The 13,746-nt window shown below is 68.7% G+C and carries 7 protein-coding genes; 6 read left to right on the top strand and 1 reads right to left on the bottom strand.

Translation table 11 applies throughout. The features are described 5' to 3' along the window. Position 1: 1 nt before the first annotated feature. Positions 2–1,837: a tetratricopeptide repeat protein gene (locus NOV65_RS05805; RefSeq protein WP_257305060.1), complete on the bottom strand. Its 1,836-nt coding sequence runs from the start codon at positions 1,835–1,837 to the stop codon at positions 2–4. A 226-nt stretch (positions 1,838–2,063) separates the two neighbouring features. Between NOV65_RS05805 and NOV65_RS05810 the strand changes: the two genes are divergently transcribed. The 6 genes from NOV65_RS05810 (at position 2,064) to NOV65_RS05835 (ending at position 13,722) form a co-directional block, all read left to right on the top strand. After that, the gene (locus NOV65_RS05810) at positions 2,064–2,660 is read left to right on the top strand and encodes a porin family protein (RefSeq protein ID WP_257305061.1); all 597 of its coding nucleotides are present in this window, start codon (positions 2,064–2,066) and stop codon (positions 2,658–2,660) included. A 30-nt stretch (positions 2,661–2,690) separates the two neighbouring features. Further along, positions 2,691–7,013, top strand: coding sequence for an acyl-CoA dehydratase activase-related protein (locus tag NOV65_RS05815; protein WP_257305063.1), 4,323 nt, complete (start codon positions 2,691–2,693; stop codon positions 7,011–7,013). 318 nt (positions 7,014–7,331) lie between these two features. Further along, a complete protein-coding gene (locus NOV65_RS05820) occupies positions 7,332–8,630 on the top strand; it encodes a DEAD/DEAH box helicase (RefSeq protein WP_257305064.1) in 1,299 nt (432 codons plus the stop codon). 96 nt (positions 8,631–8,726) lie between these two features. After that, positions 8,727–9,224, top strand: coding sequence for a MarR family winged helix-turn-helix transcriptional regulator (locus NOV65_RS05825; RefSeq protein WP_257306018.1), 498 nt, complete (start codon positions 8,727–8,729; stop codon positions 9,222–9,224). Between the two features lie 192 nt (positions 9,225–9,416). Continuing rightward, positions 9,417–10,607, top strand: a complete 1,191-nt coding sequence (locus tag NOV65_RS05830; protein ID WP_257305065.1) for an MdtA/MuxA family multidrug efflux RND transporter periplasmic adaptor subunit — start codon at positions 9,417–9,419, stop codon at positions 10,605–10,607. Between the two features lie 4 nt (positions 10,608–10,611). Next, the gene (locus NOV65_RS05835; RefSeq protein WP_257305066.1) at positions 10,612–13,722 is read left to right on the top strand and encodes an MdtB/MuxB family multidrug efflux RND transporter permease subunit; all 3,111 of its coding nucleotides are present in this window, start codon (positions 10,612–10,614) and stop codon (positions 13,720–13,722) included. Positions 13,723–13,746 lie beyond the last annotated feature (24 nt).

The raw sequence follows: 13,746 nt of genomic DNA on the forward strand, positions 1-13,746 counted from the left end.
CCTAGGGCCGGACGGCCTTCAGCAGAGCCTTGAACCGGGGATCCTTCCGGATGGGGTCGGCCATGGGTTCCCGCTCCAGGTAGATGAGGTACTCGCAGCGTTCGTCCAGCGCCTTCTGCAAACTCTGGAGCTCCCCCTCACGGTCCCCCAGGCCGCCCTGGATCCCCGCCAGGAAGAGGGCGGGGACATAGGGGGGCTGGCCGCCGGACTTGGGAGGGTGGCGAAGCAGTTCGAGCATCTCTTCGGCTTTCCGGTGCTCACCCTTCGCAGCGTAGGCATGCCCGAGGAAGAGGGTCATGCCCGGGGCCCGGCCGGACAATTCCCACCCCTGGCGCAAGGCCGTGATGGCCTCATCGAAGCGCCCCTGCATCTCCAGGGCCCGGCCCAGGTTCAGGTAGCCCAGGATGAAGTTTGGATCCAGCTCAAGGGCCTTCTGCGAGGCCGCGGCCGCCTCCCCGTAGCGGCGGGCGAAGTAGTGCGCCTCGGCGACCGCGGACTTCACCGCCGGGGAGAGGGGATCCAACGCTTCCGCCTTCCGCAGCTCCTCCAGGGCATCCTCGCTCCGCCCCCGGGCATTCAGGTAGAGGGCGTACCACTGGTGGGCCGTGGCGTAGCCGGGGTTCAGCTCGATGGCCCGGCGGAAGGCCTCTTCGGCCCCATCCCAATCCCACTCGTAAATGAGGCGGATGTGACCGAGCGAGGCGTGGGCCTCGGCCAGGGCGGGATCCAGCTTCAGGGCCGCCGTCACCGCCTGCTTGGCCAGGGGCATGGCCTCCTTGGGGGCCATGGCGCCCATTTCGGCGGAACCCAGCAGGGCGTAGCAGTCCGCGATCCCCACGTGGGTGGGGGCGAAACTCGGGTCCAGGCGCGCGGCCAGCTGGAACTGTTCCAGGGCCTTGTAGAGGTCCTGCGGGGTGCGCTTGTTCCAGAAGAAGCGTCCCTTCAGGTAGGTCGCGTAGGCTTCCGGCTTCACAGATCTCGGATGGGCCCGCCCTGGGTCCAGCCTGAGGTTGATGCCACCCGCGATGGCATCCGCCACGTCGCGCTGGAGCACCAGCACATCCCTGACGTCCCGGTCGTAGCTGTGATCCCAGATGTGCGTCTCGTCGTAGCCCCGCACCAGATGCGCGGTGACCCGCACCCGATCCCCCACGCGCCGGACGGTGCCCTCGAGCAGGTAGTCCACCCCCAGTTCCCGGGCGATCTGACGGGGGCGCTTCGTGGTGTTCCGATAGCCGAGGGCGGACCGGAGAGCCACCACCCGTGCCCCCTCGCCAGGCTGTTGCCCCAGCTGGGTGATCAGTTCCTCGGCGAACCCATCACTGAAGAATTCCTGGTTCTTCTCCTCCCCGAGATTGACGAAAGGCAGCACCGCCACCGCCGGTCCGGGGCGGGATCGGCCCAGGCGACGGACCAGGGTCCAGGCCCCCGCCAAGATAAGGATTCCCAGCAGGGACCACAGGACGAGGAGCCCGGGCCAGGACCGCCGCGACACCCTCTGAACCGGGCTGATGGCCAGGCCTGGTTCCATCCCTTCCGGTTGGAGTTCCGCCGGAGCGACGGCCTCCTCCTCGCCGGCCCCTCTTCCAGGTTGGCCGTTCCTCTCCTCTTCCGGGTCGAGCCTGAGCCCGTTGGCCGGCGGAAGGCTGCGCCCGGATAGCCAGGCATCCACTTCGGCGCGGAGGGCGAAGACGCTCCCCAGCTTGTCGTGGAGGTGCCGGTGGACGGGGAGGCCTTCCGTTTTCTCCCAGCGCTGAACCGTCCGGACATCCCGGTCCAGGTAGGCCGCGATCTCCTTCCAGGATTCGAGGCGGGCCTCCAGAACCTCTTGTGTCATCGCCACCCCGCTAGAGGAACCCTCCCGCATCGGAACCGCGTGAACGAATGGATGAATGGATGCCACGGAATTCTACCTGGACCCATCTGATCCTGGAAAGAATTCACAGGAATCAGCTTCACACCTGGACACGACAAAGGGCGACATGCGCACCTTGCCGCTGGCCACCGAGTACCTGGCAGGCCCACCTTGTCCGGCGCACCTGACCCCGACTCGGGAGGTCTCCATGTCACGATCCATTCGGACGAGTCTAGGCATTCTGCTCTGCGGTCTCAGTCTTGGCGCCCAGGAGGCGCCCTGGCCTCCGACTCGGCTCTACGTCGGGCTCACCGCGGGCTCGCAGCGCACCGAGGCCACGCTTCCTGGGCAGGCGTCGCCGACCTCGCTGGAACGCGGCACCGTCGCCATCCTGTGCGGCGTGAGGTTCGGTCCAACCTGGGGCGGGGAGATGGGTTTCCACTTCCTGGGGAGTTATCCTGCCGGTACCACCACAGACGCGTTTGGGACCATCGACTGGGAGCGGGATGTCCACGGACTGTCCTTCACCGGAACCGCGCAGCTGCCCTTGGGGCGGCGGGGGGCCCTCTATGGTCAGGCGGGCCTGATGTTCTGGTCCTCTGAGCCCCGGAGCCATGGCAGCGGGTGGGCGACCTACACCGACGGAAGGGATCACGGCCGGAGCGGCGGAACGCTCATGGTCGCCGCCGGGCTGGATATCACCCTCGTCCAGCACTGGGGTCTCCGGCTTGAAGTCAGCGTGGCGGACCGCATCCTGGACGCCCGCATGACCCGGAGCAGCGCAGGATTCATCTACCGCTTCTGAGCAGGCCCGAAATCCCGGAAGGGAGGCAGCATGGCAAGGTTCATCGGTCTCGATCTCGGCGCGGAGACCCTCAAGGCCGCGGAACTGGTGCGGGAAGGGAACCGTTGGACCTGGACGCGGCGGGCCTGCGTGGCCCACGGAAAGGATCCCGGCGGGGCCCTCTTGGACCTGCTCGGCGAATGGGAGTGGGAGGGCGTGACCGCAGCGGCGGTGACAGGCCGCCTGGGGCGCCCGGTGGCGCTGCCGCGGGTGCCGGGGCGACAGGCCCTGGCCGCGGGCTTCCGACTCAGGCATGGGCAGGAACCTGCCACGGTGGTCTCCATCGGCAGCCGCGGCTTCTCGGTGCTGGAGCTGCGGGCCGCGGGACTCGAGATCTACCGCGAAAATGGCCGCTGCGCGCAGGGGACGGGGAACTTCCTCCAGCAGCTGGTGGGGCGGTTCGGGCTCACGGTGGAGGAGGCCTCGGCCCTGGCGGAGGGCGTGACCGATCCGGCTCCCCTGTCGGGCCGTTGCCCTGTGATCCTCAAGACGGACATGACCCATCTGGCCAACAAGGGGGAATCCCGCGAGCGCATCCTGGCCGGATTGCTCGACGCCATCGCGGAAAACGTGCAGGCCCTCATGAAACCCAAGGTCTGTCCCGAGCGCCTGCTGCTCGCAGGAGGCGTCGCCCGCTCCGCCCGCATCCAGGCGCACTTCCGCCGCCACGCGGCCGCTCACGGGATGACCTACCTGGAGGCTTCCGAGGAGGATCGGCTCTACCTGGAGGCCCTGGGCTGCGCTGTCCTGGCGGCCGAGGCTCCCGCCATCCTGCCGGAGCTGGAGGCGCTGGTGCGCCCGCCGGACCGGGCACCGATGGAAGCCTCCGAACCGCTGTCCTTCCACCTGGACCGGGTCCGCCGCCTGCCGGGGCCGCCCGAGCCTCTGGCCGCGGGCCCCGTGGAGACCGTTCCCGTCGAGGTGATCGTGGGCTTCGACATCGGGTCCACAGGTTCCAAAGCGGTGGCCCTGGAGCCCGAGAGCGGATCCGTGCTCTGGGAGGGTTACCTGCCTACGGATGGCGCGCCGGTGGCGGCCGCCCAGGCCCTCATGCGCAACCTCCTGGCGGGCCCCGCCGCCGCACACCACATCCGGGGCTTCGGCGTGACCGGGTCGGGCCGCGAGATCGTGGGTTCCCTGCTCTCCGTCTGCTACGGCCGGGAAGCGGTGTCCGTGCTCAACGAGATCGCGGCCCACGCCACCGGCGCCCTGCAGTGCGACCCGCGGGTGGACACCATCTTCGAGATCGGTGGCCAGGACGCCAAATACATCCGGCTCGCCGACGGCAAGGTGGTGGACGCGGCCATGAACGAGGCCTGCTCCGCCGGCACCGGCTCCTTCATCGAGGAGCAGGGGCGCCGCTTCAGCGGGATCGACTCGGTGGCGCAATTGGGCGAGGTGGCGCTGTCCGCGGAGCACTGCATCTCCCTGGGCCAGCACTGCTCGATCTTCATGGCCGAGGTCATCGACGAGGCCGTGGCCGCCGGCCTTCCCCAGGCCACCATCATCGCGGGCATCTACGACTCCGTGGTGGCGAACTACCTGAACCGCGTGAAGGGCAGCCGTTCCGTGGGGCAGGTGATCTTCTGCCAGGGCATGCCCTTCGCTTCGGACGCCCTGGCCGCAGCCGTGGCCCGCCAGACCGGGGCCGAGGTCATCGTGCCGCCCCGGCCGGGGCTCATGGGCGCGGTGGGCATCGCGCTCCTGGCCGCCCGCGAGCTGGCCTGGGAGGAGGCGGAGGACCTGGACGGCGCCCGCTTCCTACAGGCTGAAGTGGCCGCCAAGGATCAGTTCGTCTGCACCGCCACGCAGGGTTGCGGTGGGGCCGGGAACAAGTGCCGGATCGACCGCCTCACCACGCGCGTGGATGAAACCACCACCAAGTTCACCTGGGGGGGCGGCTGCTCCCTGTGGGACAAGGGCACCCGGCGGGCCAAACTGCCGGACCGGGCCCCCGATCCGTTCCGGGAACGCCGGGAGCTGGTGGCCCGTCTCTCCGGGCGCCTCTCGGATCGGCGCGGCCGGCCGCTCATCGGGATCAGCAGCGAGTTCCAGCTCCAGGGTTCCTTCCCCTTCTTCGCCACCTTCCTCCACGAACTCGGCTTTGATCTCCAGGTGGCCCCCACCCCGGGGCGCGACACGCTGAAGCGGGGCATCGAGGAGGCGGGCGTGCCCTTCTGCGCCCCCATGCAGCAGTACCACGGCCTGGTCGCCGGCATGGCGGATGCGCAGCCCGACTACCTCTTCCTGCCCATGATGCGAGAGCTCCCGAGGGTGGGCGGAGAACCCCACGCCGTGGTCTGCCCCATCTCCCAGGGGGCCCCGGATGTGCTCCGCCTGGGGCTGGGTGCGGAGGCGCCCAAGGTGCTGTCCCCCGTGGTGGATTTCGGCACCGGGACTTATGACTCCCGGGCCTTCCTCACCGTTTGCCGGCACCTGGCGTCGGACCTGGGTCGGGACCTACCTTCGGAGTGGCGCTCTGCCTGGCGGACCGCCCGGGCCGCCCAGCTGGTCTTCGAGGTGGAACTGCACGAACTCGGCCGCCGGGCCCTGGCCTTCTGCCGGGACCGGAACCTCATACCCGTGGTGCTGCTGGGTCGCGGCTACACCCTGCACAACGATGTGCTGAATTCCAACGTGCCCGCCATCCTCCGGGAGCAGGGCGCCATCGCCATTCCGCTGGATTGCCTGCCCCTGGACGAGGGCGTGCCGATCTTCGACGAGGTCTTCTGGGGGCACAGCCAGCGCATCCTGCGCGCCGCCTGGCAGATCCGTCGGACACCCGGGCTCTACAGCGTCTTCTGCTCGAACTATGCCTGCGGGCCCGACAGCTTCACCGTCCCCTTCTTCGCCTGGCTCATGGAGGGCCGCCCCTACGCGGTTATCGAAACGGACGGGCACTCGGGGGACGCCGGCACCAAGACGCGGGTGGAGGCCTTCCTCCACTGCGTCCGCGAAGACCGGTCGCGCAGAAGTCAGGGCGAGGACCGGAGCGAGCCTCGGGAGGCCTCGGACCTGTGCGTGGGCACCCACACCTTCCAGGAGATCCACCGCAAGGGGGAACGCCTCCTGATCCCGCCCATGGGACCCGAGGCCGAGGCCGTGGCCGCCACCATGCGCGGGCTGGGCCTGCCGGCCGAGGCCCTGCCGCCATCGGATCTGGGCGCGCTCCGGCTGGGGCGACGGCAGACTTCCGGAAAGGAATGCCTGCCCATGACCCTGGTGCTGGGCGGGCTGCTGGCCTACCTGGAGCGCCATCCGGACGAGCGCGTGGTCCTGCTCCTCCCGGCCGCCTTCGGCCCTTGCCGCATGGGGGCCTACCGCACCCTCCACCAGCTGATCCTGAAGCGGCTGGGCGAGGATGCGCGGGTGCGGATCTGGTCTCCGCCCTACGGCGACTACTTCCGCGGCCTGCCCACGGGCTTCAAGGCCCTCATCCTCGCGGGCATGGCGGCCTTCGGCACCCTAGAACGGGCCCTCTGCCACATCCGGGCCGCGGAGCGCACGCCCGGCGCGGCGGACGCCATCCGGAACAAATGGGCGGCGCACATCGCAGCCCATCTGGAAGCCACGGCCGCGGGCGACCTCGGCGCGGCACGGGTGGTCTCCGAGGTGGCCACGGGCCGCATCTACGGCATCCCCGCCCTCCTTCGCCAGGCTCTGGCGGAGCTCCGGCGGGCGGACAACGGGGCGGACCTGCCCCGGGTCCTGCTCACCGGAGAGATCTACGTGCGGCTCGATCCCTTCGCCAACGGTCAGATGGCCCGCGCCCTGGCCGCCCGGGGCCTCCGGGTGGACGTGGAGGCCACCACCGACTTCATCGAGTATTCCGAATACACCGCACGAGCCCAGGGCGCCAAGAACGGCCCGGCCGCCCGGGTGGAACGGTGGGTCCGGGAGCGGATCCTCGCGGTGGCGGAAGGGACGCTCGCGACCGAGCTCGGCTGGCCCCGTCGCGGCTCCCTGCCCAAGATCCTGGAGGCCTCAGCGCCGTACCTGCGCGAGGCTCTGGAAGGCGAAGCCGTGCTCACCATCGGCGCCCCCCTGCTGGGCTGGCGCCGGGGCGAGATCGACGCCGCCGTGCTCGTGGCGCCTCTGGAGTGCATGCCCTCCAAGCTGGCGGACGCCCAGTTCATCCACGCCGCCGAGCGGGAGGGACTGCTCACCCTCTCCCTGCCCCTGAACGGCGAGCCGCTGGATCCCGAGGCCCTGGATGCCTTCGCCTTCGAGGTCCGTCGCCGGCACCTGGCCCGCCACCGGACCCGCCGCCCCTCCCCCACGGACGACCTGCTTCGGACCGCCTCCTCCATCTGATCCCATCCCTCACCCCGCCAGCCCTCGGCTGGCACCAGCCGCGGCAACGTGATCCAGAAGGCCGCGGGCATGGAGGCTTTCCTGCGCTGACTGCTGTGAGCCGAATGGACCTCTGGCTCACGACTTTTACCAGGTGATGCCCTGTCTGGGACCCGCCTGTGCGGGAGGCCTCGCCAAATCCTGACCATGGCGGTAGACTATCTTCTTCGTGATCGCAGGCGACCCCCGGTCTCCGCCTCTTTTCAATCCGAATACCCCCATTTCGCCCTGACCGGGCCTCCGGAATCTTTCCGAGGGCGGGCCCTTCCAGGAGCGACCATGTCCTTCGATACCCTCGGGCTGTTGCCCGAGCTGCTGCGCGCCGTACGCGAGCAGGGCTACGAACACCCCACCCCCATCCAGACCCAGGCGATTCCCCTGGTGCTGGAAGGCCGCGACCTCATGGGTCGGGCCCAGACCGGCACAGGCAAGACCGCCGGCTTCACCCTGCCCATGCTCCAACTGCTGGCTCCTCAGGCCAACACCTCGGCCTCGCCCGCGCGCCACCCCATCCGCGCCCTCATCCTCACCCCCACCCGCGAGCTGGCCATGCAGGTGGAGGAGAGCGTCCGCACCTACGGCAAGTACATCCCCCTGCGTTCCACCACCATCTTCGGCGGCGTGAACATCAACCCCCAGACCAAGGCCCTCCGCGCCGGCGTCGAGATCCTTGTCGCCACCCCGGGCCGCCTGCTGGACCACCAGGGGCAGGGCAACCTGAACTTCAGCCAGCTGGAGATCCTGGTGCTGGACGAAGCCGACCGCATGCTCGACATGGGCTTCATCCGCGACATCCAGAAGATTCTCGCGCTGCTGCCTGCCAAGCGGCAGACCCTGCTCTTCTCGGCCACGTTCACGGACGAGATCAAGCAGCTGGCCTCCAAGTTCCTGAAGACCCCCGCCTCCGTGCAGATCACGCCCCAGAACACCGCCGCCGAGCTGGTCCGCCAAGTCGTGCACCCGGTGGACCGCGAGCGCAAGCGCGCCCTGCTGGCCCACCTGATCACCAGCCGGAAGCTCGAGCAGGTGCTGGTGTTCACCCGCACCAAGCACGGCGCCAACCGACTGTCCGAGCAGCTCGACAAGGACGGCATCAGCTCCATGGCCATCCACGGCAACAAGAGCCAGCCCCAGCGCATCAAGGCGCTGGAGGACTTCAAGAAGGGCGCGGTCCGCGTCCTGGTGGCCACGGATATCGCCGCCCGCGGCCTGGACATCGACATGCTGCCTCATGTCGTGAACTACGAGCTGCCCCAGGTGCCTGAAGACTACATCCACCGCATCGGCCGCACCGGCCGCGCCGGCAGCGAGGGTGAAGCCCTGTCGCTGGTCTGTGTCGATGAACATCGTCTGCTCAAGGACATCGAGAAGCTCCTGCGCAAGGAACTGCCCAAGGATGTGATCCAGGGCTACGCTCCGGATCCCAGCATCCCCGCCGAACCCATCCAGACCGGGCGCCAGGGCGGTGGTGGTGGCCGTGGTCGCGGTCCGGCCCGCAGCGCCCGACCCTCCTCGGGCCAGGCGCCCCGCGGCGAACGGGGACGGCACCCCGCCCGGCCCAGCTCGCGCGGGAAGTGAAGCGGCGATGGCCCCACCTTCTCAGGACCCCCTGAGGGATTAAGGTGGGGCTATACCCCTTGACACGAGGGTAAATGGGGCGCAGCCTTGTTGCTTATGCAAGAACAGGCTCCCGACCCCCTTTCTGATGCCGGCCTCGGAATCCTGGCCGCCGCCATCCGGCGCCTCCTCAAGCAGGTGGTCTGGGCCCGTTTGGCTCCCTATGAGCTGAGCCCCCAGCAGTTCTGGGTGATGCTGGTGCTGCTCCAGAAGGGCCCGTCCTCCCTTCACCCCCTGGCCCAGCAGGTGTGGATGGACGATCCCACCGCCAGCCGTGTGGTGAAGGCGATGGTCCAGCGCGGGTTGCTGACCACCAAACCGGATCCTCGGCATGGCCGCAGGATCCTCATCGATCTTGCCCCGGGGGCCGTGGCTATGGCGCAGGAGCTCGAGGACCTGGCCGTGAACCTCCGCGAATCCATGGCCAACGGCCTGTCCCCGGCCCAGCAGGAGGTTCTGCAGAGCGGCCTCCGGACCATGATCGGCAACCTCGAAACCATGTACGCGGCCACGCTCGCTCAGGGCGTGGGGAAGGACCGGGCCCTGGTTCCATGATCTCGAGCAGGCCGCGGCGCTGTACCCTCGTCCTGTCCTGCCGTGAGGGCTCACGCACCTGGTTCGTCCTCGCGTTCCCTGCCGGTCACCGGGAACCCCGTCGAATGGTCCGGACCTAAGGCCGATCCGCAGCCCAGTGCGACCCGCTGGGCCCCTCCGACCCACCCCGCTCGAAAAGGCTTCGACTCCCGCATGGACGCCAACGATCCCATCCAGTCTCTTGAATCCGGCGCCGGGCGCCCCGCCCTGCTTCGCGGTTGGCGCCTGGGGGCCATCCTCGTGGCAGCGGCGGCCCTTGCCCTGATCCTCTTCGGCCGTGGCGGGAAGAAGGGTGCCGACAAGAATCCGGCCGGTGGACGTCCTGTGCCTGTGGTGGCCGTCCAGGCCCGCCAGGGGGATATGCCCGTGAGCCTCACGGGCCTCGGCACGGTCACCGCCCTGAACACCGTGACCGTGAAGAGCCGCGTGGATGGCCAACTGGTGCGGGTGGCCTTTACCGAGGGCCAGATGGTGCGCCAGGGCGACCTGCTGGCGGAGATCGATCCCCGTCCCTTCCAGGTCCAGCTCATGCAGGCGGAAGGCCAGCTGGCCAAGGACCGGGCGGCCTACCAGAACGCCCTCGCCGACCTGAACCGCCTCCAGGGGCTGGTCCAGCAGGGCATCATCTCCCGGCAGCAGCTGGACACCCAGAGTTCGTCCGTGGCCCAGTACGAAGCCACCCTCAAGGCCGACCAGGCCCAGGTGGAGAGCGCCAAGCTGAACCTCACCTACAGCCGCATCACCGCCCCCATTGCGGGCCGGGTGGGCCTCCGGCAGGTGGATGCCGGCAACATGGTACGCGCCAGCGACGCCAGCGGCCTGGCCGTCATCGCCCCGATCCAGCCCATCAACGTGGTGTTCTCGGTGCCGGCGGACAGCATCCAGAAGGTGCTGGGGCAGACCGCCAAGAATGGCAAGCTTCCGGTCGAGGCGTGGGACCGCGACCTGAAGACCCGGCTCGCCGCGGGTTCTCTTGCGGCCATCGACAACCAGGTGGACCCCGCCACCGGCACCGTCCGGATCAAGGCCCTGTTCGCCAACGCCGACCGCACCCTCTTCCCCAACCAGTTCGTGAATGCGCGTCTGCTGGTCGACACCCTGCGCCGCGTGGTGATCGTGCCCACCGCCGCGGTGCAGCAGAGCCCCCAGGGCGCCTTCGTCTACGTGGTGAAGGCGGACGGTACGGCGGACATGCGCACGGTCGAAGTGCTCGCCACCGATGGCGACGAGACCGCCCTCAAGCAGGGCGTGGCGAATGGCGAGAACGTCATCACGGACGGCCTCGACAAGCTCCGCCCCGGCAGCAAGATCACCCTGCCGAAACCCCCGGCCGCGAAGGGCTGACCCGATGAACCCATCCCGGCCCTTCATCCTCCGGCCGATCGCGACCTCGCTGCTGATGGCCGGGCTGCTCCTGGTGGGCCTGCTGGCCTTCCGCCAGCTCCCGGTCTCGGCCCTACCCCAGGTGGACTATCCCACCATCCAGGTGGTCACCTTCTATCCCGGCGCCAGCCCCGATGTGATGGCCTCCGCCATCACCGCTCCGCTGGAGCGCCAGTTCGGCCAGCTCCCGGGCCTGAACCGCATGTCCTCCTCCAGTTCCGGGGGCAGCTCGATCATCACCCTCCAGTTCGTGCTGGACCTAAACATCGACGTGGCCGAGCAGCAAGTGCAGGCGGCCGTGAACGCCGCAGGCACCTACCTCCCCCGCGACCTCCCCAACCCACCCATCTACAGCAAGATCAACCCGGCCGATGCGCCCATCCTCACCCTGGCCCTCACGTCGAAGACCCTGCCCCTCTCGAAGGTGGAGGATTTCGCGGACACGCGCCTGGCCCAGAAGATCTCGCAGCTGCCCGGCGTGGGCCTCGTCAGCATCAGTGGCGGTCAGAAACCCGCTGTCCGCATCCAGGCCAACCCCGCGGATCTGGCCGCCAAGGGTCTCACCCTGGGCGATGTCCGCACGGCGGTGGCCCAGAGCAACGTGAACCAGGCCAAGGGCAGCTTCGACGGCCTGCGCCAGGCCTACGCCATCGGGGCCAACGACCAGCTGCTGTCCAGCGAGGACTACCGGCCCCTCATCGTGGCCTACAAGAACGGCGCGCCGGTGACCCTGTCCGAGGTGGCCACCGTCGCTGACGACGTGGAGAATGCGCGGCTCGCCGCCTGGATGAACCGCACGCCCGCGGTCATCCTCAACATCCAGCGCCAGCCCGGCGCCAACATCATCGCCGTCGTGGACCGGGTGAAGGAGCTGATGCCCCAGCTCCGGGCCTCCCTGCCGGCGGCGGTCGAACTCCACATCCTCACGGACCGCACCGTCACCATCCGGGCCTCCGTGGCCGATGTGGAATTCACGCTGATGCTCACCATCGCCCTAGTGGTCATGGTGATCTTCCTGTTCCTCAGAACCTTCGCCGCCACCATCATCCCCAGCGTCGCGGTGCCGCTGTCCCTGGTGGGCACCTTCGCCGTGATGTACCTGCTGGGCTACAGCCTGAACAATCTCACGCTCATGGCCCTGACGATCTCCACGGGCTTCGTGGTGGACGACGCCATCGTGATGATCGAGAACATCATGCGCTACATCGAGGAGGGCGAGCCGCCCCTCCAGGCGGCGCTGAAGGGCTCGGGCCAAATCGGCTTCACCATCCTGTCCCTGACCGTCTCGCTCATCGCGGTGCTCATCCCCCTGCTCTTCATGGGCGACATCGTCGGCCGGCTCTTCCGGGAGTTCGCCGTCACCCTCAGCGTCACCATCCTGGTGTCCGCGGTGGTGTCGCTCACGCTCACGCCGATGATGTGCGCCAAGCTGCTGAAGCACACACCGGAAGCTGAGCAGGGCCGCTTCTACCAGTCCTCGGAACGTGTCTTCCAGCGGATCATCGCCTTCTACGGCCGCACCCTCACCTGGGTGCTCAAGCACCAGACCGGCACCCTGGTGGTCGCTGTGGCCACCCTCGCCTCCACCGTGCTGCTCTACCTGGTCATCCCCAAGGGCTTCTTCCCCGTGCAGGACACGGGCGTGCTCCTGGGCATTTCCGAGGCCCCGCAGACCGTGTCCTTCGTGGCCATGGCCGAGCGGCAACAGGCCCTCGCCACCGAGATCCTCAAGGATCCGGCCGTGGAAAGCCTGTCGTCCTTCATCGGCATCGACGGCACCAACACCACCCTCAACAGCGGGCGCATCCAGATCAACCTGAAGCCCTTGGAGGAGCGCGGCCTCAGCGCCACCGAGGTCATCCACCGCCTGCAGCCCGAACTGGCCCGGGTGGAAGGCATCCGGCTCTACCTCCAACCGGTCCAGGATCTCACCGTGGAGGACCGGGTCAGCCGGACCCAGTACCAGTACACCCTGGAGGATGCCGATCCCAGGGAGCTGGGGGAATGGGTGCCGAAGTTCGTGGACCGGCTGTCCGCTCTCCCTGAACTGCGCGAAGTGGCCAGCGACCAGCAGAACGCCGGCCTCCAGGTCCGTATCACCCTCGACCGCGCGACGGCTTCCCGCCTGGGCATCACACCCCAGATGCTGGATGACGCGCTCTATGATGCCTTCGGCCAGCGGCAGGTCTCCACCATGTTCACCCAGCTGAACCAGTACCGCGTGGTGCTGGAGGCCCACCCCGGCCAGTACCAGCGGCCGGAGGATCTCCAGGCGATCTACGTGCGCTCGGCCTCCGGCGGATCCGTGCCCCTCAGCGCCTTCACCCGCATCGAGACCATCACGGCCCCTCTGGCTGTGAACCACCAGGGCCAGTTCCCCACGGCCACCGTGTCCTTCAACCTGGCTCCGGGCGCCTCCCTTGGCGACGCGGTGAAGGCCATCCAGAAGGTGCGGAGTGACATCGATCTGCCGCCCAGCATCAAGGCGGGCTTCCAGGGTACGGCCCAGGCCTTCGGCGCCTCGCTCACGAACACGCCGTTCCTCATTCTCGCCGCGGTGCTGACGGTCTACATCCTGCTGGGCGTGCTGTATGAAAGCTACATCCACCCCATCACGATCCTGTCGACGCTGCCCTCGGCGGGTGTGGGCGCCCTGCTCTCGCTCATGCTCTGCCGCACGGATTTCAGCGTCATCGCGCTCATCGGCATCATCCTGCTCATCGGCATCGTCGAGAAGAACGCCATCATGATGATCGACTTCGCGCTGGAGGCCGAACGCAAGAACGGCCTGCCTCCAGAAGAGGCCATCTACCAGGCCTCCCTGCTGCGCTTCCGGCCCATCATCATGACCACCATGGCGGCCCTGCTGGGCGGCGTCCCCCTGGCGCTGGGCACCGGCGTGGGCGCCGAGCTGCGGCGCCCCCTGGGCATCGCCATCGTGGGCGGCCTCATCTTCAGCCAGATCCTCACGCTCTACACCACCCCCGTGATCTATCTCGCGTTCGACCGTCTCGCGCGGAGGCTGCGCCGCTGGCGCGGCGCAGAAGAAGCTTCGCCTGAAATGTCTGAGTCATGAACGGCCTCGCCCACCCCATCTCTC

Source organism: Geothrix campi (genome assembly GCF_024609265.1).
In the GTDB taxonomy this organism is placed as follows: domain Bacteria; phylum Acidobacteriota; class Holophagae; order Holophagales; family Holophagaceae; genus Geothrix; species Geothrix campi.

What these genes read in the sequence shown, in the direction of transcription:
- NOV65_RS05820 (WP_257305064.1), top strand. Translation starts at nt 7,332, where the DNA reads ATGTCCTTCGATACCCTCGGGCTGTTGCCCGAGCTGCTGCGCGCCGTA.
- NOV65_RS05825 (WP_257306018.1), top strand. Translation starts at nt 8,727, where the DNA reads ATGCAAGAACAGGCTCCCGACCCCCTTTCTGATGCCGGCCTCGGAATC.
- NOV65_RS05830 (WP_257305065.1), top strand. Translation starts at nt 9,417, where the DNA reads ATGGACGCCAACGATCCCATCCAGTCTCTTGAATCCGGCGCCGGGCGC.
- NOV65_RS05810 (WP_257305061.1), top strand. Translation starts at nt 2,064, where the DNA reads ATGTCACGATCCATTCGGACGAGTCTAGGCATTCTGCTCTGCGGTCTC.
- NOV65_RS05815 (WP_257305063.1), top strand. Translation starts at nt 2,691, where the DNA reads ATGGCAAGGTTCATCGGTCTCGATCTCGGCGCGGAGACCCTCAAGGCC.
- NOV65_RS05835 (WP_257305066.1), top strand. Translation starts at nt 10,612, where the DNA reads ATGAACCCATCCCGGCCCTTCATCCTCCGGCCGATCGCGACCTCGCTG.
- NOV65_RS05805 (WP_257305060.1), bottom strand. Translation starts at nt 1,837, where the DNA reads ATGACACAAGAGGTTCTGGAGGCCCGCCTCGAATCCTGGAAGGAGATC.